The 26,861-nt window shown below is 73.1% G+C and carries 21 protein-coding genes and 1 pseudogene; 12 read left to right on the top strand and 10 right to left on the bottom strand.

Annotated elements, in window-relative coordinates:
• Positions 1–69 precede the first annotated feature (69 nt).
• The 3 genes from B082_RS0128560 to B082_RS0128550 form a co-directional block, all read right to left on the bottom strand.
• Positions 70–837 (bottom strand): class I SAM-dependent methyltransferase, encoded by a 768-nt coding sequence (locus B082_RS0128560; RefSeq protein ID WP_026250297.1) that lies wholly within the window; start codon positions 835–837, stop codon positions 70–72.
• Positions 838–1,370: 533 nt separating this feature from the next.
• Positions 1,371–2,114 (bottom strand): ABC transporter permease, encoded by a 744-nt coding sequence (locus tag B082_RS0128555; protein ID WP_018555218.1) that lies wholly within the window; start codon positions 2,112–2,114, stop codon positions 1,371–1,373.
• Complete coding sequence (locus tag B082_RS0128550; protein ID WP_018555217.1) at positions 2,111–3,064, bottom strand: ABC transporter ATP-binding protein; 954 nt, start codon at positions 3,062–3,064, stop codon at positions 2,111–2,113. The genes B082_RS0128555 and B082_RS0128550 overlap by 4 nt, the downstream gene beginning before the upstream one ends.
• Positions 3,065–3,172: 108 nt before the next feature.
• Between B082_RS0128550 and B082_RS0128545 the strand changes: the two genes are divergently transcribed.
• The 3 genes from B082_RS0128545 to B082_RS0128535 all read left to right on the top strand — a co-directional run bounded on the left by B082_RS0128545 (position 3,173) and on the right by B082_RS0128535 (position 6,256).
• A complete protein-coding gene (locus B082_RS0128545; protein WP_018555216.1) occupies positions 3,173–4,345 on the top strand; it encodes a sensor histidine kinase in 1,173 nt (390 codons plus the stop codon).
• 4 nt (positions 4,346–4,349) lie between these two features.
• Positions 4,350–5,000: a response regulator transcription factor gene (locus B082_RS0128540; RefSeq protein WP_018555215.1), complete on the top strand. Its 651-nt coding sequence runs from the start codon at positions 4,350–4,352 to the stop codon at positions 4,998–5,000.
• A gap of 98 nt (positions 5,001–5,098) precedes the next feature.
• The gene (locus B082_RS0128535) at positions 5,099–6,256 is read left to right on the top strand and encodes an ROK family protein (RefSeq protein WP_018555214.1); all 1,158 of its coding nucleotides are present in this window, start codon (positions 5,099–5,101) and stop codon (positions 6,254–6,256) included.
• 78 nt (positions 6,257–6,334) lie between these two features.
• Here the strand turns inward: B082_RS0128535 and B082_RS0128530 are convergent, their stop codons facing one another.
• Positions 6,335–7,102: a GntR family transcriptional regulator gene (locus B082_RS0128530; RefSeq protein ID WP_018555213.1), complete on the bottom strand. Its 768-nt coding sequence runs from the start codon at positions 7,100–7,102 to the stop codon at positions 6,335–6,337.
• Between the two features lie 501 nt (positions 7,103–7,603).
• Here B082_RS0128530 and B082_RS38375 point away from each other — a divergent pair.
• Positions 7,604–8,434 (top strand): alpha/beta fold hydrolase, encoded by an 831-nt coding sequence (locus tag B082_RS38375; protein WP_018555212.1) that lies wholly within the window; start codon positions 7,604–7,606, stop codon positions 8,432–8,434.
• Positions 8,435–8,491: 57 nt separating this feature from the next.
• On the opposite strand, the pseudogene B082_RS36890 reads toward B082_RS38375, so the two are convergent.
• A pseudogene (locus B082_RS36890) lies at positions 8,492–9,340 on the bottom strand (DMT family transporter); the annotation flags it as partial.
• 47 nt (positions 9,341–9,387) lie between these two features.
• Here B082_RS36890 and B082_RS0128515 point away from each other — a divergent pair.
• The 4 genes from B082_RS0128515 (at position 9,388) to B082_RS0128500 (ending at position 16,700) form a co-directional block, all read left to right on the top strand.
• Positions 9,388–10,848 (top strand): PLP-dependent aminotransferase family protein, encoded by a 1,461-nt coding sequence (locus B082_RS0128515; RefSeq protein WP_018555210.1) that lies wholly within the window; start codon positions 9,388–9,390, stop codon positions 10,846–10,848.
• Between the two features lie 46 nt (positions 10,849–10,894).
• Positions 10,895–12,268 carry an SWIM zinc finger family protein gene (locus tag B082_RS0128510; protein ID WP_018555209.1) on the top strand — a complete coding sequence of 458 codons (1,374 nt, stop codon included), beginning with the start codon at positions 10,895–10,897 and terminating at the stop codon, positions 12,266–12,268.
• On the top strand, positions 12,265–14,925 hold the full coding sequence (locus tag B082_RS0128505; RefSeq protein WP_018555208.1) for a DUF6493 family protein: 2,661 nt from the start codon (positions 12,265–12,267) through the stop codon (positions 14,923–14,925). The genes B082_RS0128510 and B082_RS0128505 overlap by 4 nt, the downstream gene beginning before the upstream one ends.
• Before the next feature lie 335 nt (positions 14,926–15,260).
• On the top strand, positions 15,261–16,700 hold the full coding sequence (locus B082_RS0128500) for a GNAT family N-acetyltransferase (RefSeq protein WP_199783864.1): 1,440 nt from the start codon (positions 15,261–15,263) through the stop codon (positions 16,698–16,700).
• On the opposite strand, the gene B082_RS0128495 is transcribed toward B082_RS0128500, so the two are convergent.
• Positions 16,636–17,877, bottom strand: coding sequence for a trans-sulfuration enzyme family protein (locus B082_RS0128495; RefSeq protein WP_018555206.1), 1,242 nt, complete (start codon positions 17,875–17,877; stop codon positions 16,636–16,638). The two genes, B082_RS0128500 and B082_RS0128495, sit on opposite strands and share 65 nt — an antisense overlap.
• 59 nt (positions 17,878–17,936) lie before the next feature.
• On the opposite strand from B082_RS0128495, the gene B082_RS0128490 reads away from it, so the two are divergent.
• Both B082_RS0128490 and B082_RS0128485 read left to right on the top strand, forming a co-directional pair.
• Positions 17,937–18,467: an Lrp/AsnC family transcriptional regulator gene (locus B082_RS0128490; protein WP_018555205.1), complete on the top strand. Its 531-nt coding sequence runs from the start codon at positions 17,937–17,939 to the stop codon at positions 18,465–18,467.
• A 38-nt stretch (positions 18,468–18,505) separates the two neighbouring features.
• On the top strand, positions 18,506–20,191 hold the full coding sequence (locus B082_RS0128485) for a DUF885 domain-containing protein (protein WP_018555204.1): 1,686 nt from the start codon (positions 18,506–18,508) through the stop codon (positions 20,189–20,191).
• Between the two features lie 46 nt (positions 20,192–20,237).
• On the opposite strand, the gene B082_RS0128480 is transcribed toward B082_RS0128485, so the two are convergent.
• On the bottom strand, positions 20,238–20,726 hold the full coding sequence (locus B082_RS0128480; RefSeq protein ID WP_018555203.1) for a rhodanese-like domain-containing protein: 489 nt from the start codon (positions 20,724–20,726) through the stop codon (positions 20,238–20,240).
• 92 nt (positions 20,727–20,818) lie between these two features.
• Here B082_RS0128480 and B082_RS0128475 point away from each other — a divergent pair, with 92 nt between their 5' ends.
• Positions 20,819–21,265, top strand: a complete 447-nt coding sequence (locus tag B082_RS0128475; protein ID WP_018555202.1) for an Lrp/AsnC family transcriptional regulator — start codon at positions 20,819–20,821, stop codon at positions 21,263–21,265.
• Here B082_RS0128475 and B082_RS0128470 read toward each other — a convergent pair.
• From B082_RS0128470 to B082_RS0128460, 3 genes are all read right to left on the bottom strand, one after another.
• Complete coding sequence (locus B082_RS0128470) at positions 21,255–24,305, bottom strand: AAA family ATPase (protein ID WP_018555201.1); 3,051 nt, start codon at positions 24,303–24,305, stop codon at positions 21,255–21,257. The genes B082_RS0128475 and B082_RS0128470 overlap by 11 nt on opposite strands.
• A complete protein-coding gene (locus B082_RS0128465) occupies positions 24,302–25,468 on the bottom strand; it encodes an exonuclease SbcCD subunit D (RefSeq protein ID WP_026250295.1) in 1,167 nt (388 codons plus the stop codon). Before B082_RS0128465 ends, B082_RS0128470 begins: the two co-directional genes overlap by 4 nt.
• Before the next feature lie 99 nt (positions 25,469–25,567).
• Positions 25,568–26,194 (bottom strand): YigZ family protein, encoded by a 627-nt coding sequence (locus B082_RS0128460; RefSeq protein WP_018555199.1) that lies wholly within the window; start codon positions 26,192–26,194, stop codon positions 25,568–25,570.
• 59 nt (positions 26,195–26,253) lie between these two features.
• Here B082_RS0128460 and B082_RS0128455 point away from each other — a divergent pair, with 59 nt between their 5' ends.
• Positions 26,254–26,661, top strand: a complete 408-nt coding sequence (locus B082_RS0128455) for a CoA-binding protein (RefSeq protein ID WP_018555198.1) — start codon at positions 26,254–26,256, stop codon at positions 26,659–26,661.
• The last annotated feature ends 200 nt before the right edge of the window (positions 26,662–26,861 follow it).

Genomic DNA, 26,861 nt, shown 5'->3' with positions numbered 1-26,861 from the left:
CCGAACTTTGAGATGATTTCAGCCACCTCGTTCCCCGGTGCGAAGGAGACGAGGGGTGCCAAGGCCCCGTCAGCGAGTGACCGGGTCGTGGAGCGGCTTCTGCCACACGGAGATGTGCGACCTGCTGGACGCGGTGAAAGGTGCCTCCTTCCAGTCGGCCCACCGCTCGGACAGCTCCAGGCCGGCGAGCTGCCCCATCAAGTCGAGTTCAGAGGGCCAGACATATCGATGGGGCGACGAGAACGTGGAGCCCCGCCCGTCGGCGATCGTGTAGTGGTGCGAGACCTGCCGCTGGTTCACCAAGTCGTATGTGTCGAAACCTACGTGCTGGTCGCCGATGTGAAAGGGCCGCGCGGTCTCACCCGGCGGCAGGCGCTGCAGTTCGGGTACGAACACCTCCATCACGAAGCGGCCCCCGGGTTCGAGGTGCCTGGCCGCATTGCGGAAGCACGCGACCTGTTCCTCCTGTGTGAGCAGACAGGTGATCGAGTTGTAGACCACGTAGACAAGGCCGAAGAGGCCGGGCGCACTTGCGGTCGTCATGTCTCCGATCGTCACGGCCACGTCGTCACCGCCAGGCTTGTTGCCCAGTTCCCGAGCCATGGGTTCCGACTTCTCGATCCCCGCGACCCGAACGCCGCAGGCGCTCAGCGGAAGAGCGACCCGTCCTGTTCCGACCGCGAACTCCAGGGCTGCGTTCCCACCCGCTCGATGCTCAAGGAAGGAAACCGCGGGGCCCAGGACTTCGGGCGCGTACATGTGCGCGGACGACTCGTCGTAGCCTCGCGCCACCTGCTCGTTCCACACGTCTGCATCCATATCCGTCTCCTTGTCCATGGCCCCGAAGGCTGCCACTCCACCGGCCGGGCGGGCGACTGGGTTCCGCCCCGCCCCTTGCCTCCGGTGATCGGTGCCGGACAGGCGAGGACCGGGACGGTGGGTTCGATCAATGCGGCTGGGTGCCGACCTATGCCGACGAGGTGGTGGAGCGATTCATGATCGAGCGACGGCTGGAGCCGGCGCCTCGATCAGCACCTACCGCCGCCGCGCTGACGGTCAAGGAGCGGGATCAATGGGCCTGGGGCGGCGTCGGTCCGGTCCGGTCCGCAGCCACGGCTCGATCCGTGGCCGTTGGGCTTCGGTCAACGGCACCCATCAACCAGCGGTCAGCTCATCCGAAGGGATCCGCCGGAGTGCGCCTATGGCCTGTCCGGCGGATCTTCGTGGGTCAGCCCGCGGCGTCTGGTGCGTGCTATCGGCGTGCGCCCGAGTCGCCCTCGTACTGGACGTACTTGGGCGATCGGGTGCGCGGCGAGAGTGCGTGCCAGGCGTCGCGGGCCCGCGAAGATCCGCCGGACAGGGCAATACACCTAGGCGTCCCGGCGCCTCACCGCCCACCAGCCGGCGAGCAGGGCGACGGCGGCCCAGGCCGCGGTGACGGCCAGGCCCGTCCAGGGGCCGATGCTGCCTTCGGGGTGCTGGTGCAACACCAGCTGACCGGCTCGGTCCGGCAGGTAGTCCGCGGCGCTGCCGACGACATCACCGGCCACGAACGAGACGATGAGGATGAAGGGTATGAGCGTGCTGAGAACCGCGACCGCACTCCGCAGCAGGAACGTCAGTCCTGCCGCGAACAGGGCCATGAGCGCCAGGTAGACGCCGCCCCCGAACGCTGCCCGCAGTGCCCCCGGTGCGCTCAGCCCGATCGCGTGCTCCCCCATGAACAGCTGGCCCACGGCAAACGCGCCGAAGCTGGTGACGAGCCCGACGGCCAGCGCGGCCGCCCCGACCAGGGACACCTTGGCCACGTAGAAGAGGGTGCGGCGTGGGACCGCCGCTAGCGACATGCGCAAGGCGCCGTTCGCGTACTCGGTCGAGATCGCCGTCGCACCGAAACTGATGGCGGCGATCTGACCGAAGTTCAGGGCGTAGAAGGCACCGAAGAGGAGCTCGGTGTCGGCACCGTCCGCCTCTGCCCGGCCGACGGTGGCGGCGGTGAGAATCGTGACCGCGATCGTCACGAGCAGGACAGCCGCCAGCGGTCCGTATACGGACCGCACCGACCTGATCTTGATCCATTCCGAGCGCAGAACAGCGGTGGCCGACATGGTCATTCCTCCTGACCGCTGGTGGACGAAGGCACCGCGGGGCTCGTAGCGGCGGACGCGAATTCCGTCGTGTCGGCGGTGAGGTCCAGATAGGCCTGCTCCAGCGTGGGCCGCTCATCGACGAGCTCCACGACCGGGATGCCTTCCCTCGCGGCCATCGCTCCTATCTCCTCGGCCGTCACCTCGTCGACAGCCCAACCGTCGTCCTCGCTCTGCGCGGCTCGGTATCCCTCGCGGCGCAGCAGCGCACCGAGCCGAGCGGATTCGGTCGTGCGGATCCGCACCCGGGTCCTGCCGCGGGAGTCCAGGAACTCCCGCATCGGGAGATCGGCGAGCAGCCGGCCCCTGCCCAGAACGATCAGATGGTCGGCGAACGAGGATGTCTCGTTCATCAGATGGCTGGAGACCAGCACCGTGCGGCCCTCACGGGCAAGTCGCTTCAGCAGCTCGCGGATCCACACGATGCCTTCGGGATCCAGCCCATTCGACGGTTCGTCCAGCATGATGACTTCCGGGTCCCCGAGCAGAGCGGCCGCTATGCCCAGGCGCTGGCGCATACCGAGGGAGAACGTCTTGATCCGGCGCCCGCCCACCTTGCCGAGACCCGTGTCCTCCAGCACCTCCTCGACCCTGGGCGCGCCCAGGCCGTTGCTCGCGGCAAGGGCCAGCAGGTGGTTGCGCGCCGTCCGCGCGCCGTGGGCGGCTTGCGGATCGAGCAGGGCTCCGACGCGCCGCAGCGGGTCGGTCAGAGCCGCGTACGACTGTCCGCCGATCGTCGCCGTTCCGCTCGTGGGGCGGTCCAGGCCGAGCACCAGCCGCATGGTGGTGGATTTCCCGGCGCCGTTGGGGCCGAGGAAGCCGGTCACACGGCCGGGCCGTACCTGGAAGGCAAGGCGGTCCACAGCGCGGGTCGCGCCGTAGTCCTTGGTGAGCTCGTGGACATCGATGCTGGTCATGTCCTCAGCCTCGCCGCCGTGGCCGGCCCGGCTCCTCCCCCACGCGTGTGGATCATCTCCCTCGCTCGGGGGAGTTGCCCTGCCGGCCCCCACTGGCACGATGGCGGCATGTACCAGTTCCTTCGCCCGTTGACCGCCTCGGTCACCTACACCCGCTGGCTGCACCTGCTCATGCCCGGTGCCGTCGTGAGCGTGTGGCTGTTCATCTCGATGGACACGCCTTGGGTGCCGCTGGTTCTGGCGGCGATGGTCGGCCTGATACCGGGCATGCGCCTCGCGGAGGGTATCCAGGCTCAGCTGCTGCTCACCCCCGCGGAGCGCGGTGACCCGGCCGCCACCATCTCGGTGGCGCCGTCGGATTCGTGGTCGGAGCGCTGGAGAACCGCGCTCTGGCTCGAAGTACGGCTACTCGGTGCGGGGCTTGCCGGGCTGGCCACCGTGTTGTTGTCGACGACGGCCGTCGACCTCGTCCGGTCCTCGTTCGGTTCGGCGCCTACCGAGCAGGGGTTCGCCACCGGGCTGGGGACGCATTGGTGGGCCGCCGTCCTGTCGCCCGTACCCGTCGTGATGCTGTTCGCCGTGGTGGTGAGCTGCGGCGAGATGATCACCGCGGCGGCGCGGTGGTTGCTGGGACCGACGCCGGTACAGCGGCTGACCGCGCTGGAGGAGCGCACCGAACAGCTCCTGGAGCGCAATCGGATCGCACGCGAGCTGCACGACTCGATCGGGCACGCCCTGACCGTCGCCGTGGTGCAGGCGGGTGCGGCGCGGGCGACGCACGATCCGGACTTCACGGACCGGGCCCTGGCGGCGATCGAGGAGACGGGACGGAATGCCCTGGAGGACCTGGAGAGGGTCCTGAGAGTACTGCGCGAGGCTGATGCGCCGCCGGGGCAGCGGCCCTCGCTGATCGAGGCCGACCGGCTGCTGGACTCCGCGCGAGGGTCGGGGGCGAAGGTCGACGCGAAGGTGACCGGGGCACTGGAGCAGGTGCCGGGGCCGGTGTCCCGGGAGGGGTATCGCATCCTTCAGGAGTCCCTCACCAACGTCCTGCGGCACTCGGGGGCCGTCCCGGTCCGCGTCCGCATCCGGGTCGCGGGCGGCCGGCTGGAGCTGGAGGTGAGCAATCCGCTCACGGGCGCGGCCGGTGCTCCGGGCAGCGGGAGCGGGCTGCGGGGCATCCGGGAGCGAGCCGCTCTCCTGGGCGGAAAGGCCAGGACAGGTCCGTCCGACGGGGAATGGAGGGTGCAGGCGAGCCTTCCGCTGTACGGAATAGGCTGACGTGATGCCGGTAACCGTTCTTCTGGTCGACGACGAGCCCCTGGTCCGCACGGGGCTGCGGGCGGTCCTGGAGGCCCAGCCCGATATCGAGGTGGTGGGTGAGGCCGGCGACGGCGCCGCGGTCATCCCCCTGGTCAGGCAGCTGCGACCCGATGTAGTGGCGATGGACGTCCGCATGCCGCTCATGGACGGCATAGAGGCCACCAGGGTGGTGCTGCGCACCGTGCCTGAGCCTCCGAAGATCCTGGTGGTGACGACCTTCGAGAACGACGAGTACGTCTACGAGGCGCTGCGCGCGGGGGCGGACGGGTTCCTCCTCAAGCGGGCCCGGCCGGCCGAGATCGTCCACGCCGTACGGCTGGTGGCGGAGGGAGAGTCTCTGCTGTTTCCGGCGGCGGTCCGGCGGCTCGCCGCCGAATACGGCACGAACAGGGCGCGCGAGCTGCTGAGACGGGCCTCGCTCACCGAGCGTGAGGCCACGGTGCTGCGGCTGATGGCCCGGGGCCTGACCAATGCCGAGATCGCCGACAAACTCGTGGTGGGGGTGGAGACGGTGAAGTCTCATGTCAGCGCCGTGCTCGCGAAGTTGGGCGCGCGCGACCGCACCCAGGCGGTGATCGCCGCCTACGAGTCCGGGTTCGTCTCTCCCGGCTGATCACGGCCTTCGGGAACGGCATCGCCGCCCACGGTCGCCCTACCCCTGAGCAGCGAGTACGATCCGCCTGACATGCGCACGAGCTGGGAGGACACACCGTGGGCCGGCTGACCGGTGGGGACCCGTCGCTGTTGCGTCGGATCAATTCCGCGGTGGTACTGCATGCCCTCAGGGGCGCGTCCTCCTCGACCCTGACGGACCTGACCCGCATCACGGGGCTGTCCCGTCCAACGGTCGAGGGCGTCGTGGAGGGGCTCTTCGAAGCGGGGCTGGTGGTCGAGTGCGCTCCCGACGGGGCCGAGGCGCGCCGCCAGGGACGTCCGGCGCGGCGGTTCCGGTTCCGGGCCGAGGCGGGGTACCTGCTGGGCATCGAGATCGGCCCGCACCGGGTGTCGGCCCTGCTCTCGGGGCTGGACGGCCGGATCATCGGCGCCGGTTCCCGGGAGGTGTCGGAGACGGCGAGTGCCGACGACCGCCTGGACCGGGTACGGGCAGTGGTCGCGGACGTCCTGCGGCGCACCGGCGTGGCCCGTAGCAGCCTGCGGGCGGTGGGGGTGGGCAGTCCGGGCATCGTGGAGGCCGACGGCACCGTCCGGCTGGGTACCGCGCTGCCGGACTGGACGGGCCTGGCCCTGGGCGAGCGGCTGAGGCGCTCCTTCCGCTGCCCCGTTCTCGTGGAGAACGACGCCAACGCGGCTGCCGTCGCCGAGCACTGGAAGGGTGCGGCCACGGAGTCCGACGACATCGTGTTCGTGCTGGCGGGACTGAGCCCGGGAGCGGGTTCCCTGATCGGGGGGCGGCTGCACCGCGGCTTCGGGGGCGCGGCCGGGGAGATCGGTGCGCTGCACCTGCTGGGCCGGGACGTCACGCCGGAGCACCTGCTGTCGACGACGGACACCCCGCTGGACCCGCTGGACGAGCACGCCGTCGCCGCGGTGTTCGCGAAGGCGCGGCACGGTGACGAGCAGGCTCAGGCCGCGGTGGAGCGGTTCATTCAGCGGCTGGTCCACGACGTGGCGGCGCTGGTGCTGGCGCTCGATCCCGAGCTGGTGGTGATCGGAGGCTGGGCCGCCGGCCTGGACGGGGTCCTGGACCCGCTCCGCGGTGAGCTGGCCCGCTACTGTCTGCGGCCCCCTCGGGTGACCCTCTCGCTCCTGGGCGAGGCCGCGGTGGCGACCGGCGCGCTGCGGCTCGCGCTCGACCACGTCGAGGAAGAGCTCTTCGCCGTGGAGGGAACGGTCACGGCCCGCCGCTGAGTGCGACGGGCCGGGTGGTGCGTGCTGTGGATTGTGCGGTCCGGCGGCGCCGGACGGCTGGGCCGGTGACGGTGGGCGTCAGGAGGCCACGCGCTCCTCGGCGGAGTGGCTGATCTCCAGGTCGCCGGAGTCGCCGAAGGTGAGCCGGCAGGTGTCGGCCCGGTATGTGGCGACCGACACGGCAGCGGTGCCGCCCGCGGCGAGGTAGCGGGTGGTGACCACGAGGACGGGGGCGCCGGGAAGCCGGTCGAGCTCCTTGGCGTCGTCGGCGCGGGCGGAACCCAGCTCGACGGAGCGGTCCTGGCCGTCGAGGCCGAGCCGGTGCAGTTCGCGTACGACATTGCGGGCCCTGGCCGCGCCGGACGGGGCGTCTATGCCGGACAGCTCCGGCACGGAGGACGACGGCACGTACAGCAGCTCCGCCGCGACCACCTGGCCGTGGCTCAGCCGGATGCGGCGGACGATGTGCAGGGGCTCCTCGCCGCCCACGTTCAGCGTCGCGGCGATCGCGGCCGGGGCTGGAGCGCTCTCGCAGTCCACCGACTGCCAGGCCTCGTCGGCCTCGCCGCCGGTCCAGTCGTGCCGGCCCGTCGACACCGCGACGCCCACGCGCGGCGGGGCGACCGTGGTGCCGACGCCACGGCGGCGGTGCAGCCTGCCTTCGAGTTCGAGCTGCTCCAGAGCCTGCCGGAGCGTTGCCCTGGCGACACCGAACCGGGCGGCGAGCTCGCGCTCGTTGGGGAGGATCTCCCCCACCGCAAAGTCCGAGTCGAGTGCCTCACTGAGCACGGTCTTGAGGTGCCAGTACTTCGGCTCCTGCACCGTTTCCAGCTGCGTGGTCCCCACCCTGTCCTCCGCAATCGCCCAGCGGCTTTTCCGCGACGTTATTTATTAAAGGTTCCTGTCTTAACGTTGGAACCTTAGGACGGCACACCCCCTTGGTCAAGACCAATCCTGCGTCTGTGACGCTGTGAATAGGGGGTCTGCCGCAGAGCGTTCACAGGACGTTCGCGGACCGGAGAGCCGCGCGTAGCACAAAGCCCCACGTCGGGGCGGGTGCGTGGGGTTACTGAACAGTTCTGATTCGAATGGCTGGAATCGACCGAATCGACCGAAAGAGGCCAGAGGGCGGCCCGCATCGCGGAGCGGCGGCCGACAGTGGGAGCGGGAGAGGCTCCGGAGCGGCGAGATGCGCAGCCCCGGCGGACGGGGCCTGCAAGGGCGTGCTCGCGGCGTGCGTCCTCTTGAACTGGAAGCTACCTGACGGTAATTGTTGTTGACGCCACGTCTAAGCAGCTCGCGGGCACGGCTCCCCGTGTCGCGACCGCAACCCCCGGGAGCACCGCCATGGCCAGCACGGTCTCGTTCAGCATCGAGTCGCCCCAAGGGCCCCGGACCGTGTCCGTGGCGTACGAACGGACCGGCTCCGGGGAGCCGTTGCTGCTCCTGCACGGCATCGGTCACCACCGTCAGGCCTGGGACCCGGTGGCGTCGATCCTGGCCGTGGAGCGGGAGGTGATAGCCGTCGACCTGCCCGGTTTCGGTGCCTCCCCGGCGCTGCCCGACGGCGTTCCGTACGATCTCGCGACCGTGGCGCCGCTGCTCGGAGCCTTCTGCGCGACGCTCGACGTGGACCGCCCCCATGTGGCGGGCAACTCCCTCGGCGGGCTGCTGGCGCTGGAGATGGGGCGTCGTGATCTCGCCCGCTCGGTGACCGCGCTCTCGCCCGCGGGGTTCTGGAGCGAGCGCGAGCGCGTCTACGCGTTCGGGACCCTGCGCGCCATGCGGCTGGCCGCGCAGTCGATGCCGCTGCCCCTGATCGAGCGGCTCTCCCGCACGGCGGCCGGTCGCACGGCGCTGACCAGCACCATCTACGCCCGGCCCGGTCGCCGTTCACCACAGGCGGCGGTTTCCGAGACCCTGGCGCTGCGCGAGGCGACCGGCTTCCACCAGACCCTGGCCGTCGGCCGCGGCGTGCGGTTCACCGCCGACCTGCCCGGACTACCGGTCACCATCGCCTGGGGCGGCCGCGACCGGCTCCTCCTGCGGCGCCAGGGAATCAGGGCGAAGCACAGCATTCCCGACGCACGGATCGTCCGGCTGCCCGGCTGCGGCCATGTCCCGATGAACGACGACCCCGCGCTCGTGGCCCGGGTGATCCTCGACACCAGCCGCTGAAGCCGCCTCCCGTTCCCCGCCGCGCCGCCCCAGCACCCCCGACCCGATCGCCACACCGAGCCCGACCAGGCAGGAGCCGGCCGCCTGGGCGACACCGTAGGAGCCGGTTCCCACCAGCGGGGCGGTGAGTGCGGCGGAGACCGGGATCAGGCCGGAGAAGAGCGTGGCGCGCTCGGCGCCGATGCGCTGCATCCCCATGTACCAGCAGACGAAACCGATGACGGTCACCACGGCCGCCTGCCAGATCAGCGCCGCCGCCTCGGCTCCGGTCGGCACCCGCAGGAAGCCGCCGCCGTCCAGCACCAGCCCCAGGGCCGCCGACTCGGCCGCGGCGATCACGCAGACCGTCGCGGAGAGCAGCTTCGGGCCCAGCGGGCGCAGCACCGGTACCGCGAGGACGGCGAAGCCCACCTCACCGGCGAGCGCCCCCACGGAGCACAGGATGCCCGCCAGGTCCGTACGCCCCCAGCCCTGGACCGTAAAGGCACCCGCTGCGACCAGGGCAGCCGCGTACAGCACGGCACGAGTGGGGCGGCGGCCGTCGAGCAGAGGCACGAGCACCGCCACGAGAATCGGCGCGCAGCCGACGAAGACGCCCGGAACGGCTGGTTCCGCGGAGCGTTCGGCGGCCAGCACGGCGAGGTTGAAGCCGACCATGCCGACCGCCGCGAGCAGCGCGAGCCGCCTCCACTGGCGTCCCGAGAGCGCGCGCAGAGTGGCGACGGGCGACGGCTCCGCCTCCCGGCGGAGCAGGGGCAGGAGAAGCAGCGCCGCGAGGCCGTAGCGCAGTACCTGGCCTCCCGCGTACGGGTAGTCGCCGAGGACGCTGTTGGCGGTGAAGGAGGCACCGACGAGGAGGCAGGCGACGGCGGCCGAGAGAGCCCCGCGCACATGGGTCACGTTCATGGCACCGACGCTAGGGAGCCGGGCGGCCCGGTTTAAGGTCCACTTCCATGACGTCTTCGGGGACCAATGCGCGCACCAAGGCCGACGGCGGAGGGCGGGACCCGGCTTCCACGGCCTGGGAGTTGCTGTTGCCGGTGGCATCCGCTCCGGCCCGGGGCCGTGGCCGGGCGCTCCAGTCGGCCCTGCGCGAGGCGGTCCGTTCCGGCCGTCTGGCACCGGGGACCCGGCTGCCGTCCAGCCGTGAGCTGGCCGCCGATCTGGGGGTCTCGCGCGGCCTGGTGACCCAGGCGTACGAACAGCTGACCGCCGAAAGCTATCTGCGCAGCGGGCGTGGGGCCGGGACCTGGGTGAGCGGGTCCGCGCGGGCGGCGGCGGTCGGCGCCCGGGACCTCGCCCCGCGCGCCCTCGGCGTCCGCGTCGACTTCCGGCCGGGCACACCGGATCTCTCCCTCTTCCCGCGCAGTGCCTGGGCGGCAGCCCACCGCTCGGTGCTCGGCCGGCTGCCGCACCGCGCTCTCGGCTATCCGGACCCGCGCGGTCTCCCGGAGCTGCGCAACGCCCTCGCGGCCCTGCTGACACGGCGGCGCGGAGTCGTCGCCGATCCCGAACGGCTCCTGATCTGTTCCGGGGTGGCACAGGCGACGACGCTGCTCGGGTTCGTCCTGCACGGGCGCGGCATGCGCACGGTGGGCGTGGAGGACCCGGGGAGCCCGGAGCACGCGGCGCTTTTCGCGTCCGCCGGTATGGCGACCGCCCCGGTGCCGCTCGACGACGAGGGCCTGGCCGTGGAGCCGCTGGTGCGCTCCGGTGTGCGCGCCGTGGTCACGACCCCGGCCCATCAGTTCCCCACCGGAGTGGCCTACTCCGCCGCTCGGCGCAGCCGGCTCCTGGAGTGGGCGCGTGAGGCGGACGGGCTGGTGGTGGAGGACGACTACGACGGTGACTTCCGCTACGACCGCGCTCCCGTCGGCGCCCTTCAGGGGCTCGACCCCGAGCGCGTCGCGTACACGGGCTCGGTGAGCAAGTCGCTGGCACCCGGGCTGCGGCTGGGCTGGCTGATCGCGCCCGCCGACATGACCGGCGAACTCGTCGACCGGAAGCGGACGATGGATCTCGGCAACCCGGCTCTCGACCAGGCGGTTCTCGCCGGTTTCATGACGAGCGGGGGCTACGACCGCCAGCTGAGGCGCTGCCAGCGCGCCTACCGCGAGCGGCGGGACGTACTGACGCGGGCGCTGGCCGAGCACTTTCCCGGCACCGAGGTGAGCGGCATCGCGGCGGGCCTGCACATCATCGCCCGGCTGCCCGAACGGTGGGGGCCGGAGGAGGAGTTCGCCGCCCGCGCGGCCGATGCCGGGATCGCCGTACGCCTGCTGCGCGACTACAGGACGCGGCGGCCTGCGGACGGCTGCGTACGCCTGGTACTCGGCTACGCCCACCTGGCTCCGGCGGACATCCTCCGCGGGGTGCGCACGCTGGCCGCCTGCCCCCGGCAGAAACCCAGTTGACCTGCGACGGAGGCCGATTGTCAGTGGTGGGTCCTACCGTTTTCCCATGACCCGAACCGTGCAGGCCCTGGCCTACTCACGTCCGTCCGCCCTGGCTTCCTCACAGGCCGGGCAGTTGCTCGGCCTGGAGACCGCGGGCGGCTCCACGCCGCGTGGCTTCGAGCCCCATCCCCGGTTCTTCGAGGGCTTCCTCGCCTCGCCGCAGATCGCGGCCCGCGGGCTCCTCTGCGTGGCGGACGTCGCCGCCGCGCGCTATTACCAGCGGACCCTGCTGTCCTCGCTGGACCCGGTGGTGACGGGCAACGGCGACCGGCTGCGCTTCGAGTCGTTCTCCGGATGCTGCGGGGTGTACGCACGGCTCGACGTGCTGAGTGAGGGTTTGGAAGGGGTCGGGACGGGTCACGGCACGACCAATGTGGATGTGAACAATCCGCTGCGGGAGGCCCTTTCGCGGATAGCGGGTGACGACCCGCTGCATCTGCGGGTGGGCCCGCAGGAGATGGCGGTCACCACGATGGACGGGCCCGTCGTGGAGAAGAAGGTCCCGCTGCCGAACCGATGGCTGCGTGGCTTCGCCGAGGCCCAGGTGGCCTCCGCCGCCTTCGATCTGCGGGCGGAGCTCCCCGCCGCGGAGGCCGTACGGTTCCTGCGGTCGCTGCCCAGGTCGTCCGGACCTGCCTCGCGGGGCGCGCAGTGGGTGGTGCCGGTCGGGCAGACCCTTCGCCCCACGACCCGGCCGGTGGCCGGTGCCGTCTGCCTCCCCGGGCCCCAACGGCTGGTGACGTTGCAGCGGGTCCTTCGGTACGCGTCGGCGCTGCGCGTGTACGGGCCGGTGGCCGACGGCGCCGCCACCGCGAGTGCCTGGGAGGTGGTGCTGCCCGGAATGCGGCTGACCCTGACGCTGTCGCCCGACGCCTCGCGCGGCTTCTCCGGTGAGGGAGGGGTGCTGGAGGCGCTCGCCACGGACGACGCCTCCGCCGATGCCGAGCTGGTCTCCGTCCTGCTGACCTGGGAGCCCCGGATCGAACCGGACCGGCTGGCGGAGCAGGCGGGCCTGCCGGTGGAACGGGTACGGGCCGCGCTCGTCCGGCTGGGCACGGCAGGGCGGGTGGGGTACGACCTCGCGGACGCGGCGTACTTCCACCGCGAACTGCCCTACGACGCGGACCGCGCCGAGCGGCACAACCCGCGGCTGGTGGCCGCGCGGCAGCTGGCCCGGGAGGGCTCGGTCGTCCTGGACGGCGAGGTCGCGGCGGTGCGCTCGGGCGACCAGCGCTATCAGGTGCGAGAGCGGTCGGGTGCGCTGAGCTGCACCTGCCAGTGGTGGGCGGACTACCGGGGCCGCCGCGGCCCGTGCAAGCACGCGCTGGCCGTCCGGATGGTGCGCCGCGGCGCGACGGTCGCCGGAGGTGCGCGATGAACACGCTGATGGACGCGGTACGGGAGGGCCGCCTGGACGACATCCGCCCGCTGCTGGCCCGGTTGGACCGGGGGGAACGCAGAGCGGCGCTCGATGAGTTGAAGGTTCTGCGCAAGGAGGCACGGGGCTGGTCCTGGGGCGAGCGCACCAGAGTCCGCAAGGCCGTGCTTGTGGCCGGCGCGGCCTGCCACAACGGGGCGGCGGGCTGCGCGGCCTGGCTCGGCGCCAGGGACATGCGTGACTGGACGCATTCGCCGTACCCATGGGTGCTGGAGGTGCTCGGCGACCGCGATCCGGCCTGGCTCGCCGATCTCGCCCGGCGGCTGGCCGCGCGCGCCGTGGAGTCCGATGCCGAATACCGGCTCGTCGTGGAGCTGTCCCGCAGAGCGGACTGCCCGCTGCCCGCGTCCGACGGCATGGTCCGTGCCTGGGCCGAGCGGGTCAACAGTACGAGATGGCAGTCGGGGCCGCGGATGCCGCTCGTCGACGCCCTGCGGGCGGACACCCATCTCGACGTGCTGGTCCCGCATCTGCTGACCATGCCGGAGCTTCCGTCGGCGGTGGCCTGGGTCGACAGCCGCTCCCCCGCCGGGTACTGGCCGGCCGCGCTGACCGCTCTCGCGGCGCAGGGTGTGCTCGACCGAGGCACCTTGCTCGACAGCTGCGTCACGCGTCTGCTGCGCGGCGGGAAACCCATCGACCTGCGCTTCTGCCTGCTGGTGCTGCGTGGTCTCGAACCCACGGCCCAGGAGGAGGCGGAGCGGGCCGCCGACTGGATGGCGATGGCGGCCGACGGCCCGTCGACGGTGGCGGGACACGCTCAGGAGGTACTGGCCCGGCTCGATACGCAGGGGGCGCTCTCCGTCCGGCAGCTGGCCGAGGTCTCCGGCGCGGTGCTGTTCCGCACCGAGAAGAAGCTCGTGCGCGCCCAGCTGGTGCGGCTGGGAAAGGTCCTGCGCCGGGATCCTTCGACGGCCGACGAGCTGTTGCCGGTGATCGCCGAAGCCTTCGCGCACCCCGACACCGATACGCAGGAGCGGGCGCTCAAGCTGGTCGCCCGCGCTCTTCCCGCCGCTTCCCCGGCCGTGCGGGAGGAAGCCGCCCTGATGGCTTCGCGGCTGGGCCCGATGCAGCGGCGATCCGCCCTCGCCGTGTTCGGGGAGCTGCCCTCGGACGAATCGGCGGGCGGCGCCTACGAAGAGATCCTGCCGCCGCCCCCGGTTCCCCGCCGGCTCGGACCCGCCCCGGTCTCCCTCGCCGAGCTGACCGAGGAGGTGGTGGCCCTGCTCCGGTCGGCCTCGGACGACGTCACCACGTTCGAACGGGCGCTGGACGGCTTGATCCGGTGCGCCCACACCGGGCGGAAGGAGCTGGCCCAGGCCCTGGAGGTCGCGCTCGGCGGACAGTGGTGGGCCTCCCTCCCCCGGGACGAGGTCGACCGGCGCATGTCCCGCGACCACGACGATCTGCACATCGTCACGGCGTCCCTGCTCGGGCGGCTCTCCCAGCGAGCCGTGCGCGACGGACAGGCCGGCCGGTCGGCGGCGGGCAGCTGCTGTCACGCGGCGCTCGACGGAATCCTGTACGCACGTCTGTGGGAGGCCGCCGCCGAGATACGGACCGGCCGGCTGCCCCATCTGCTGGCCACGCCCACCTGGGACACCGGCACCATCGACGCGGCGGAGCTGGTCGAACGGCTGCGCCGTTACCAGGCGCTGGGGGTCACGGCGGGGCCCGTCGACTTCGCCCAGGCCCTGCTGCGCGTCAGGCGCACCGGCGAGGAGGCGGCTGCCACCCGGGCCGCCGCGCTCGGCACCGCCGAGGGCGACCGCCTGGCGGCCTGGCTGCGGGAGGACGAGCCCGTGGCGGCCGTGGTCCCCCGCCCGGTGGAGACGGATGTGCCCGTCGCCCGGGACTGGTTGCGGCAGACGGTGACCGAGGTGCGACGCCGGCTGATGGCCACGAGGGAGAACCGGGTCGTCCAGCAGAGGTTCCCCCGCGCCTTCCACTGGCTCGGGCGCCCGCACTCGCCCCGCAATCAGCGCTGCTACCACTGGGACGTCTGGTCGCCGCGCTGGATCGCCACCCTGCCCGAGGACGGGGAGACGCTCGCGGCCTGGCTGCTGCCCTCGGTCACGACGTGCGTGGAGGAGCAGCGGGGCGGGGGCCGGCTGCTGCCCGCACTCGCCGAGGCCGGTGGGCCCGCGGCCGGGGCGACGCATCTCGCCCTCGGATACGGGCTGGGCGCGCGGTACGCGGAGGACCGGCTCGCGGCGGTGGACGCCCTGCTGGTTCTCGCCGCCCGGGGCCGGCTCGACGCGGAGCTGCTGGGCAGCGAGCTGACCGCGCTCCTCGAAGACGAGGCGGTGAAGGCGGGGAGGTTGGCGGACGCGGCGCGTACGGCAGCCGATACGGGCGCGTACCGGACCGTGCTGTCGGTGCTGGTGGCGGTGCTGCCCGCGTTGCTGGCCCGCCGGCGGGCGCCCCGGGGCCTGAGCGATCTGCTCGCCGTGGCCGCCGACTGCGCGGAACGCTGTGGCCCGCCGGCGAGCGGCCCGGTCCCGGGTCTCGCCGCGGTCGCCGCACGGGGCGGGACGACGCAGGTGGTGCGCCAGGCGATACGCCTGGAGGCAGCCTGCACGCCGGAGGCGGCCTGACGGCGACCGACGGACGGACGGGCCGGCAGCCCGGCCGGGGGCGGCAAACCGGCCGACACCCGCAACCGCCGGGGCAGCCCCGTCCCCCGGGACGGGGTGCACCATCCCCCGAGGCGGCACCGTCCCCCGGGACGGCACCACCCGGGTGCCGCCCCGGGCAGGCATCGCGCCCGCAACCGCGCCCGCGACCGCGCCCCGCACACCCCCGCCCCTCCGCTCCGTCGAATCACCGGCCAACTCACCCCAAACCGACGATAGGCCGCTGAATGGGCACTTAACCCATCGGTCACAGAGCGTTCGTGATCAGGCAACACGGTGCGGTCACAGTGGATGCCATGACTGATGTGACATCCGCGAAGAGTGCCCGCCGCCCGCACCACTGGCGGCGGGACCTGATCGAACTCGCCGCGCTCTTCACGGCGGTGGCCGTCGCCGACGCGATCGCCAACCTGATCGGGCACCAGCCGGACGGACCGTATCTGCTCATCGCCTCCGCCGTGGCGCTGACCGCGACCGCCGCGTTCCACACCTGGTGGGCACGGCGTCACAGCCACGCGCCCCCGCCCCCGGCCGGCGCCCCGGAACCGGACCCGAACTCGGACCTGGGCCCGGATCTGGACCTGGCCGCAACCCCGGCCACAGGCCCCGGCGCGATCAGTACCGGCGTCGGCACCGCCCCCGGGGACACCGCGCTGTGGCGGATGCGGACCACCGTGCGGGACGCGCCGGGCAGCCTGGCCGCGCTGTGCACCGTGCTGGCCCGGCACGGCATCGACATCCTGACCCTCCAGACGCACCCGCTGGCACAGGGCACCGTCGACGAGTTCCTGCTGCGGGTGCCCGCCTCGCTGCCCGCCCAGCAGCTGAGCCGGGCGATCTCCGCCGCCGGGGGCCGCTCCACCTGGACCGAGCGGGCCGACGCCCACGACCTGGTCGACGCCCCCACCCGGGTGCTCGGCCTCGCCACCCGTACCGCCCTGGACGCCGCCGAACTGCCCCTCGCGCTGCGCCAGCTGCTCGGCCGGTGCACGATCCACTCACTGCCCGCCGTGTCCATCACCGGACGCGCCACGGGTGAGACCGCACCCGTGGAAGGCGTCCTGGAGGACACGTCGATGCGGCTGCGCGACCCGTCCGGCGGGGTCATCACCGTCGAGCGGCCCTACCTCCCGTTCACGCCCACGGAGTTCGCGCGGGCGCGGGCGCTGGTGGAGCTCGATGCCCGGCTCGGCCCCCGGGTCCCGCGCGGCGAGCAGGTGCTCACCCTGCCCGAGGGCAACGAGATCACCGTGCGCCGGGCGGACCGTGCCGACCTCGAAGCAGCCGTGGCCATGCACGGGCGCTGCTCCGAACAGACCCTGCGGCTGCGCTACCACGGCCCGGTCCGCGACGCCGACCGCTACCTCGACCACCTGCTGAGCCCGCGCTTCGGCCGCACCCTGGCCGTGCAGACGGCCTCCGGAAGGCTGGTGGCCCTCGGCCACCTGCTCTGGGACGGCGACGAGACCGAGGTCGCCCTGCTCGTCGAGGACGACTGGCAACGCCGGGGCATCGGATCCGAACTGCTCGCCCGGCTCGTGGCGCTCGCCGTCGAGGCAGGCTGCGACAACGTCTACGCCGTCACCCAGGCGTCGAACACCGGCATGGTCGCCGCCATGCGCGCGCTCTCGCTGCCGCTCGACTACCAGATCGAGGAGGGCACCCTCGTCATCACCGCACGCCTTGACGCGCCCCCGGCACACTCCCTGCCGCCGTACGAGCAGGCCGAGCGCTGACGCTCCCCGCCCCGGGTTCGTCGCCGCTCAGGGCCTGGCACAGGTCGGCCCACAGGTCCTCGACGTCCTCAAGGCCGACCGACATGCGCAGCAGCCGGTCGCCGACGCCGGAAGCCTGCCGGTCTCCCTCGTCCACAATGCGGTGGCTGATGGAGGCCGGGTGCTGGATGAGGGTGTCGACACTGCCGAGGCTGACGGCGGGTGTGATCAGCCGTACCCCCGCGATCACCTGGTGCGGGTCCCCGTAGACCTCGAACGAGACCATCGCACCACCCAGTTCGGGGTAGTGCACGCGGGCGATCCGCGGGTCGGCGCAGAGCCTGCGGGCGAGTTCGGCGGCGCTCGCGGAGGCGGCCCGGACGCGCACCGGCAGGGTGGCGAGGCCGCGCAGCAGCAGGTAGCCGGCCATGGGGTGCAGGACGCCGCCGGTGGCGAAGCGGACCCGGCGCAGCACGGCGGCGAACTCCTCGTCACAGGCGACGACCCCGCCCATCACATCGCCGTGACCGCCCAGGTACTTGGTCGCGCTGTGCAGCACGATCCGGGCCCCGTGCTCGACGGGCCGCTGGAGGACCGGGGTGGCGAAGGTGTTGTCGACCAGCAGCGGCACGGAGCCGCAGGAGTGCGCGACGGCCCGGATGTCCACCTCGGCGAGGGTCGGGTTGGCGGGCGTCTCCACGATCACCAGACCCGTGTCGGGCCGGATGGCGTCGGCGATGCCCGCCGGGTCCGTCCACGTCACCTCGGTGCCGAGGAGCCCCGCGCCCAGGAGGTGGTCGCTGCACCCGTACAGGGGGCGCACCGCCACCACGTGGCGCAGCCCCGCGCTCGCGCGGGCCAGCAGCACGGCGGTCAGCGCGGCCATTCCGCTGGCGAAGGACACCGCGCTCGCGGTCCCTTCGAGGCGGGCCAGTGCCGTCTCGAAACGTGCGGTCGTCGGGTTGTCGAGCCGCGCGTAGACGGGCGGTCCGTCGAGGCGGGCCCCGGTGGTGGCGAAGGTGTCGATCCTCTCCGCCTCCGCCCTGGAGTCGTACGAGGGGTAGGTGGTCGACAAGTCGATCGGCGCGGCGTGCAGGCCGAGGGCCGCGAGGTCGTCGCGCCCGGCATGCACGGCTTCGGTGGCGAGCGCCCGGGACGGGGTTGTCGTCGCGGACGGCAGCGCGGATTCGGTGTCCATGGCCGTACTCTGAACGCTCGCCGGGACGAGTGGCCCCATACCCGTGCTACGTTCGGCGAATGACCGAATCCGTCGTCCTCGACACGGTGGACCTGCATATTCTGCGGCTGTTGCAGAACGACGCCCGGACCACGTACCGGGAGCTGGCGGCCGAGGTCGGCGTCGCTCCCTCTACCTGTCTGGACCGGGTGACCCGGCTGCGCCGCACGGGTGTCATCCTCGGGCACCAGCTGCGCCTGGACCCGGCCCGGCTCGGCCGGGGTCTTGAGGCGCTGCTCTCCGTGCAGGTGCGTCCGCACCGCCGCGAGCTCATCGGGCCGTTCGTCGAACGGATCAGGTCGCTGCCCGAGTCGCGCGCCCTGTTCCATCTGACGGGCCCGGACGACTATCTGGTGCATGTGGCGGTGGCGGACACCGCGGACCTGCAGCGGCTGGTGCTGGACGAGTTCACCTCCCGCCGCGAGGTCGCCCGGGTGGAGACACGGCTGATATTCCAGCAGTGGGACTGCGGCCCGCTGCTCCCGCCCCTGCCGGAAGCGGCCGGGCAGACAGCCGGTCCGGCCGCGGGGCAGGTCCGTCCCGCCGATTGATGGTGACGTGGGCCCCCTCGCCGTACGAGGATGTCCACATGTCAGACTCTTCCAGCAGCGCGCTGCCCCGTCAGGTCGCCGACGCCTACGTCGACGCATTCATCGAACTCGACCCGATTTCCGGCACCTACCTCGGTGTCGCGGCAAGCTCGCGCCGCCTTCCCGACTTCTCCCCCGCCGGCCAGGAGCAGCTGGCCGCGCTGGCCCGGGACACCCTCGCCCGGCTCGACCGCGCGGAGCAGCTGCCCGGCGCGGCGGAGGACTCCGAGCGCCGCTGCGGCCGTCTGCTGCGCGAGCGCCTGACGGCCGAACTCGCCGTGCACGAGGCCGACGAGGCTCTGCGGGCCGTTTCCAATCTGCATTCCCCCGCCCACTCGCTCCGTGAGGTGTTCACGGTGACGCCGACCGAGACCGACGAGGACTGGGCGGCCGTCGTGGAGCGCCTGCGGGCGGTTCCGGCCGCTCTGGCCGGTTATCAGGAGTCCCTCGCGCTCGGTCTCGAGCGCAAGCTGTACGGCGGCCCGCGCGCCACCGCCACCTTCATCGGGCAGCTCGACGAGTGGGTCGGGGACGGTTCGAAGGGCTTCTTCCAGGACTTCGCCGCCGCGGGCCCGGACGCCCGGCGCGCGGAGCTGGACGAGGCCGCCGCCCAGGCGGCCGGGGCCCTGGACGGGCTGCGGCAGTGGATGCGCGAGGTGTACGCCCCCGCGGTCGAGGGCGAGCCGGACACGGTGGGCCGTGAGCGGTACGCCCGCTGGTCGCGCTACTTCAACGGCACCGACCTGGACCTGGACGAGGCGTACGCGTACGGCTGGTCGGAGTACCACCGGCTGCTCGCGGAGATGAAGACCGAGGCCGAGAAGGTGCTGCCCGGCGCCGGGCCGTGGGAGGCGCTGGCCCACCTCGATGTGCACGGCAAGCACATCGAGGGGGTGGACGAGGTGCAGGCGTGGCTCCAGGGCCTGATGGACGAGGCGATCGACGCCCTGGACGGGACGCACTTCGAACTGGCCGAGCGGGTCCGCCGGGTGGAGTCCCGGATCGCCCCGCCCGGCGGCGCCGCCGCCCCGTACTACACGGGCCCGTCCGAGGACTTCTCCCGGCCCGGCCGCACCTGGCTGCCGACCATGGGCGAGACCCGGTTCCCGGTGTACGACCTGGTGTCCACCTGGTACCACGAGGGTGTGCCCGGCCATCACCTCCAGCTCGCCCAGTGGGCGCACGTGGCGGAGAGCCTTTCGCGCTACCAGGCGTCCATCGGCATCGTCAGCGCCAACGCCGAGGGCTGGGCGCTGTACGCGGAGCGGTTGATGGACGAGCTGGGCTTCCTCCCCGACGCGGAGCGCCGGCTCGGTTATCTGGACGCGCAGATGATGCGCGCCTGCCGGGTGATCGTGGACATCGGCATGCACGTGGGTCTGGAGATCCCGGCCGATTCGCCGTTCCACCCCGGTGAGCGGTGGACGCCGGAGCTGGCCCAGGAGTTCTTCGGCAACCACAGCGGCCGGCCCGCCGACTTCGTGGAGAGCGAGCTGACCCGCTACCTCTCGATGCCGGGCCAGGCGATCGGCTACAAGCTGGGCGAGCGCGCCTGGCTGCTGGGCCGGGAGAACGCCCGCGCTGCGCACGGTGACGCCTTCGACCTCAAGGCGTGGCACATGGCGGCCCTTTCCCAGGGCCCGCTGGGTCTGGACGATCTGGTGGACGAGCTGTCGAAGCTCTGATCCGCCGGCGGCCGGTCCCCGGGCGGTGTCCGGGGACCGGCCGGCGTCAGCAGCCGCAGTGCCCGGCGCCGGCCGGGGCGGTGAGCGGATCGGCCGCGCGCCGGCCCTCGCCCTCCCGTGTCTCGTACCCGAAGCCCTCGCGCGCCCAGTACTCGAAGCCGCCGAGCATCTCCTTGACCTGGTAGCCGAGCCCGGCGAGGGCGAGTGCGGCTCGGGCGGCGCCGTTGCATCCGGGTCCCCAGCAGTAGGTGACCACCGGCACGGCGGGGTCGAGGAGGTGCGGCGCCCGTTCGGCGATGAGCGCCGTCGGCAGGTGCACCGCTCCGGGGATGTGCCCCTGGTCCCAGGACTCGGCGGAGCGGGAGTCGAGCAGGACGAAGTTGGGGTCGCCGCCGGTGTCCAGAGCGGCGGCGACGTCCGAGACGTCGGTGTGGAAGGCGAGCGAGGCCCGGAAATGGGCGACCGCCTCGGCCGGGGCGGCGGGCGGTACGCGCAGGACGGGGTGGGTGGCGGTGACGCCTGGCTGGTGGGTCATGCCGGAAATCTACGGTCGGCCGCTCCGGCCCGGAAGGCGTGATCCCCGGCACCCGTCTTGATCAGCCGTGGATTCCACGGTTGTCTGTCCCCATGAGCGACTATTCCCCGGACGCCACCGACTGGCGCATCCTCGATGTGCTCCAGCGTGAGGGGCGGGCCTCGTTCGCGGAACTCGCACGGGCGGTGGCCATGTCGCCGAGCGCCGTGACGGAGCGGGTCCGCCGGCTGGAGGAGGCCGGGATCATCAGTGGGTACGCGGCCGTGGTCGACCCGGAACGCCTCGGGCTGCCGGTCCTCGCCTTCGTACGGCTGCGGTATCCGAACGGCAACTACAAGCCGTTCCACGACCTCCTGGAGACCACGCCGGAGATCGTGGAGGCCCATCACGTCACCGGCGACGACTGCTTCGTACTGAAGGTGACGGCCCGCTCCATGCGGCATCTGGAAGCCGTCTCCGGGAAGATCGGCGCGCTCGGCTCCGTCACCACCAGCGTCGTCTACTCCTCGCCCCTGACCGGGCGCCCGGTCAGTCGCTGAGCCCGTCGGCGGCCCGCAGCCGCACGGCCGACCCGTGCCGCTCCTTCACCACTTCGAGCTGGGCGGGGATGCGGCGGCGCAGGTCCGCGACATGGCTGACGATGCCGACGCTGCGGTCCCGTTCGCGCAGCGAGTCGAGCACGTCGAGCACTTCGTCGAGGGTCTGGTCGTCGAGGCTGCCGAACCCCTCGTCGATGAAGAGGGTGTCCAGCCGTACGCCGCCGGCCTCGTCGGTGACCACGTCGGCGAGGCCCAGCGCCAGGGCCAGCGAGGCGAAGAACGTCTCGCCGCCCGAGAGCGTCGCCGTGTCGCGCTCGCGGCCGGTCCAGGCGTCGATGACGTGCAGGCCGAGCCCGGCCCTGCGGCCTCCGGTGCGGGCGTCGGAGTGCACCAGCTGGTAGCGGCCGGAGGACATGCGCCGCAACCGGGCGGTGGCGGCCGCCGCGACCTGCTCCAGCCGGGCCGCGAGCACATACGACTCCAGGCGCATCTTGCGCGCGTTGTCCGCCGACGTGCCGGCGGTGAGCCCGGCGAGCCGTGCGACCCGTTCGTGCTCCTCGCGTACGGGCCCCAGCGCGCGCACCTCGTCCGCCGCGCGGCGCGAGAGCCTGCGGAGTTCGGCGCAGCGCTCCCGGGCGGCGTCGAGGCCGGCCGCGGCCTCCCGCAGCGCCCGCTCGGCCCGGTCGTACGCCTGCCGGGCCTCTTCCCAAGCGGCCGGCGGCCGGTCGGCGGCCGCGCGTGCGTCGGTCTCGGCGAGCCGGTCGGCGACCGCGGCCGCCTCGGCCTGCCAGGCGTCGATCCGGTGCTGGAGCGTACGCTGCCCCGCCTCGTCCAGGAGCGTCGCCGCGGCGGCCCGGGGGGTGTCGAAACCGGCCCGGAACGCGGCGTCCGCGAGCCGGTCGTCGGCCTCCTTGAGCCGTGCCGCCGCGCTCTCCTCCTCGCGCACCGTGCCCGCCGCCTCCACGAGGAGGGCGACCCGTTCCTGGAGGACCGCGGTGTGCTCGGCGACGCTCGCGTAGCCGGCGCGGGCCCGGTCCAGCACCTCGTCCAGGGCGGCCTGTTCGCTGTCCAGTCCCTCGCGCCGGGAGGTGCGGGCGGCGGCGCGGCGGTCGGCCTGCTGCCGGTCGTCGGCGCGGCGGCGCTGCTCGCGTTCGGCCGCCGTCAGGGCCTCGCGCGCGGCGTGCGCCCCGGCGGCGGTGCGGTAGGCCTCGGTGTGCTCGCCGGTCAGCGCGTCCACGAGGGCGGCGAGCGCGTCCACCGTGGGCCCGGCGGCGTCCCCTTCCGTCGCGGTCTCGGCGCCGCCGGTTCCGGCGGCCTGCGCGCGGGCCGCTTCGTGCCGCTCCTGTACGACCGCGAGTGCCTGCTCCGCTTCGGCCCTGGCCCGCTCGGCGCTCCGGTGCGCGATCTCGGCCGCCTCCTCCGCCGCCCGGTCGACGTGTCCGTCGCCGGCGCGGGCCGGGTCGGGGTGGTCCGCCGAGCCGCACACCGCGCAGGGCTCGCCCTCGGTCAGGCCCCGGGCCAGTTCGGCCGCGATGCCGCGCAGCCGGCGTTCACGCAGGTCGAGCCGGTGCTCGCCGGTCCCGATGGCGTGTTCACGGGCCGCGGCGAGCCGCTCCGCCGCGGCGGTCACCTCCGTGGCGAGGGCGTCGCGGCGGCGCGCCGCGTCCAGGCGGCGGCGGGCCGGGTCGAGCCGGCGGGCCAGCGCTTCGGTACGGGTCGCGGCCTCCAGTGCCGCGTCGATGCGGGCCTGGAGGTCCTGCCGGGTGGTCTCCCAGCCGGCGAGCCAGCTCTCGGTGTCCCGGATCAGTTCGTCGTCGGCGGCGGCCTGCCTATCCAGAGCGGCGCGTTCGCTGTCGATCCCGGCGCTGCGGTGTTCGGCGCGACGCGCGGATTCCAGGCCGCCCAGCTCCTCGCGGAGCCTGCGCTCCAGGGCTGTCAGCTGTTCGGCTCCCGCGTCGGCGAGTGTGTCCGGCAGCCGCCCCCTGGAGCGGTCCCGGGCCTCGTTCGCCCTCCGGGACGCGCGCTCGGCCTCCGCGCGCAGCTCCAGCGCGGGCGCGACGAGGTCGGCCTTGCGGGCGCGCCCCAGCCGCTCCCGCGCCTCGTCGTGCGCGGCGCGCCCGGCCTCCACGGCGTCCGCGCGGCGGCGGGTCTCGGCGTACCGCTCCTGGAGCGCGGCCAGTTCCCGTGCGGCGTCCAGGGCGTGGCGGGCCGCGGTGTGCCGGCTCTCCGCCGTGGCCAGCACCGACTCGGCGATGCCGAGGCGTTCGCGGGCGCCGCAGCGGGCGGTCGCGGCCCAGCCGAGGACCGCGTCCGCGAGACCGGGTTCGCCCGGCTGGGCGTCGGGCAGCGGGGACTCGCGCGCGGCGGGGCCGGCCGCCTGGGCGATGCGCTGGGCGAGGGCGAGGATCTGGTCGTCACCGGCCCTGACCTGGGCTTCGGCGGCGCGGCGCAGTTCGGCCAGCCGTTCTTCGACGGCCGCGAAGCGGCGGGTGTCGAAGAGTCTGCCGAGGAGCCGGCCGCGTGCCTCGGCGTCGGCGCGCAGGAAGCGGGCGAAGTCGCCCTGGGGCAGGAGCACGACCTGGCAGAACTGCTCGCGGCTCATCCCGATGAGCTGGGTGATCTCCTCGCCGATCTCCTGGTGCGAGCGGCTGAGCGCCTGCCACCCGTCCTCGGGGTCGTAGGCGCGCAGCAGGCTCTGTGCCTTCTCCGTGGTGTGGCCGCCGCCGCGCTTCTTGGGGCGGGGCTGGGCGGGGCGCCGGGTGATCTCCAGGCGCCGTCCGCCGACGGTGAGTTCGAGGCGGACCTCGGTCGGCAGGTCCGCGGGGGCGTGGTCGCTGCGCAGCGAGGTGCCGGGGCCCTGCCGGGCGCCGGGGACGGCGCCGTACAGGGCGTAGCAGACGGCGTCCAGGACGGAGGTCTTCCCTGCGCCGGTCGGTCCGTGCAGGAGGAAGAGACCGGCGGTGGAAAGGGCGTCGAAGTCGATCTCCTGGACCCTTGCGAACGGGCCGAACGCGGTGATGTGAAGGGTGTGCAGCCTCACCGGTTCACCTCGCGGACGCCGTCCTCGACCCGTACGTGGTCGAAGGCGCGGCGCAACACCGCCCGCTCCCGTTCGTCGGTGCCGTACCCGCCGCGGACGTGGGCCACGAAGTCTTCCGCGATGCTCTGGTCGTCGCGTCCGCGCAGGCGGCCGGCGTAGGAGGTGTGCGGGTCCTCGGGTGCCTGCTCCGGTTCGAAGACGAGGCTGAGGGTGTGGGGGAAGCGCTCGGTGAGCCGGGCCATCGGGTCGGGCGGGCGGACGGAGTCGGTGAGCGTCGCCTCCACCCACGCCTCCTCGTGGCGGTCCAGCGCCGGGTCCTCCAGGAGGTCGTCGAGCCGGCCTCGGAGCCGGGCGAGGGAGCGGGGCACCGGACAGTCGATGCGTTGGCCGGTGACCGTGCCTTCGGCGTCCAGGTCGATGAGCCACATGGTCTTGCGGTGGCCGGCCTCGGAGAAGGAGTACGCGAGGGGGGACCCGGAGTAGCGGACCCGGTCCGTGACGGCCTGGCAGCCGTGCAGATGGCCGAGGGCGGCGTAGTCCACGCCGTCGAAGACCCCGGCGGGAACGGCGGCGACGCCGCCGACGGTGATGTCGCGTTCGCTGTCGCTGGGCTCGCCGCCGGCGACGAAGGCGTGGGCGAGGACCACGGACCGGGTGGATGCGGGACGCTCGGCGATGTCGGCGCGCACCCGGTCCATGGCGGCGCCCAGCACGGCCTCGTGCCCGGCGCGCTCCGCCTTGAACACGTCCTTGACCAGGGCGGGTTCGAGGTACGGGAGCCCGTAGAACGCCACGTCTCCGTGCGCGTCCGGAAGCAGGACGGGGGTGGCGCAGTGCGCGGGGTCGGTCCGCAGGTGGATGCCGGCCCGGCCGATGAGCCCGGCCCCGACGCCGAGCCGGCGGGCCGAGTCGTGGTTGCCGGAGATCATCACCGTCGGCACTCCGGCTTCGGCGAGCCGGTGCAGGGCGTCGTCGAAGAGCTGGACGGCTCCGAGCGGGGGCACCGCCCTGTCGTACACATCACCCGCCACGAGCACGACGTCGACCTCGTGCGCGTGCACGGTGGCCACCAGGTGGTCCAGGTAGGCGGCCTGCGCGTCGAGCAGGGGGACCCGGTGGAACGACCGGCCCAGGTGCCAGTCCGATGTGTGCAAAATCCTCAAGACCCGGCTCCGACCCGCATGGTTCGCTTCCTCCGCCCCTGTGCCCTCACGCCCCACAGTCTCCCATCACCCGGGGAGCGGCGGGGGCGGGCAGCCGCGTCAGGCGTCGCCGTACGCCTCGCCGCCCAGCTCCACCCGTGCCTCCCCCGCCGTCGCGTCGGCCAGCCAGCGGCGGAAGTCCTCGACCTCGGCCTCCGGCAGCCCGATCCCGATGCTCACCTCGGCCCCGTACCTCACCTCGCGCACGGTTCTTCCGGTGGTCCGCAGTTCGTTCTCCAGCCGGCCGGCCCGCTGGTGGCCGACCGTGACGGTGGCCAGGCGGTAGCGCCGGCGGGTACGGGTGCCGAGCGCGTCGAGTGCTTCGCCGACCACTCCCCCGTAGGCCCGGATCAGCCCGCCGGCGCCCAGTTTCACGCCGCCGTAGTAGCGGGTGACGACGGCGACGACGTAGCAGACCTCGCGGCGCGTGAGCATCTGGAGCATGGGGACGCCCGCGGTGCCTCCGGGCTCGCCGTCGTCGCTCGCCTTCTGTACGGAGGCGTCGGCGCCGATCACGTAGGCGTAGCAGTTGTGCGTGGCGGTCGGATGTTCCCTGCGGACACGGGCGACGAACTCCTGCGCCTCCTCCTCGGTGGCCGCGGGTGCGAGCGCGCAGAGGAAACGGGAGCGGTTGATCTCGCTCTCGTGCACGCCCGCGCGGGCGACGGTCCGGTACTGCTCCTGCATCCCGCCACCCTATGCGTACCTGCGGGAATGGCCGGGGCGGGCCGCCGGTTGTCCGGTTCATGTACGCAGACACGGAGACGATCCGCAGGATTCTGGAAGACAGCGGCGACACCTGGGCCGTGGTGGGGCTGTCCGCCAACCGTTCACGCGCGGCCTACGGGGTGGCCGAGGTCCTCCAGCGCTTCGGCAAGCGGGTGGTGCCGGTGCACCCCAAGGCGGAGCGGGTGCACGGCGAGAAGGGGTACGCCTCGCTGGCGGACATCCCGTTCCCGGTGGATGTGGTGGACGTCTTCGTCAACAGCGATCTGGCCGGCGCGGTGGCGGACGAGGCGGTCGCGGCCGGTGCCCGAGCCGTCTGGTTCCAGCTGGGCGTGGTCGACGAGGAGGCGTACGAACGCACCCGGGCGGCCGGGCTCGACATGGTCATGGACCGCTGCCCGGCCATCGAGATCCCGAGGCTCGGCTAAGGGCTGTCCGGCGGATCTTCGTGGATCAGCCCGCGGCGTCCGGTGCATCCCCGAGTTCTCGGCTCCGCTCGAACAGGGGAGACCCCACTCCTCGGCGTGCGCGCGAGTCGCCCTCGTACTGGACGTACTCGGGTGATTCGGGCGTGCGGCGAGAGTGCGTGCCAGGCGTCGCGGGCCCGCGAAGATCCGCCGGACAGCCC

This window comes from Streptomyces sp. ATexAB-D23 (assembly GCF_000373645.1).
GTDB classification, from domain to species: domain Bacteria; phylum Actinomycetota; class Actinomycetes; order Streptomycetales; family Streptomycetaceae; genus Streptomyces; species Streptomyces castrisilvae.
This window is presented reverse-complemented; position numbering and strand designations above follow the sequence as displayed.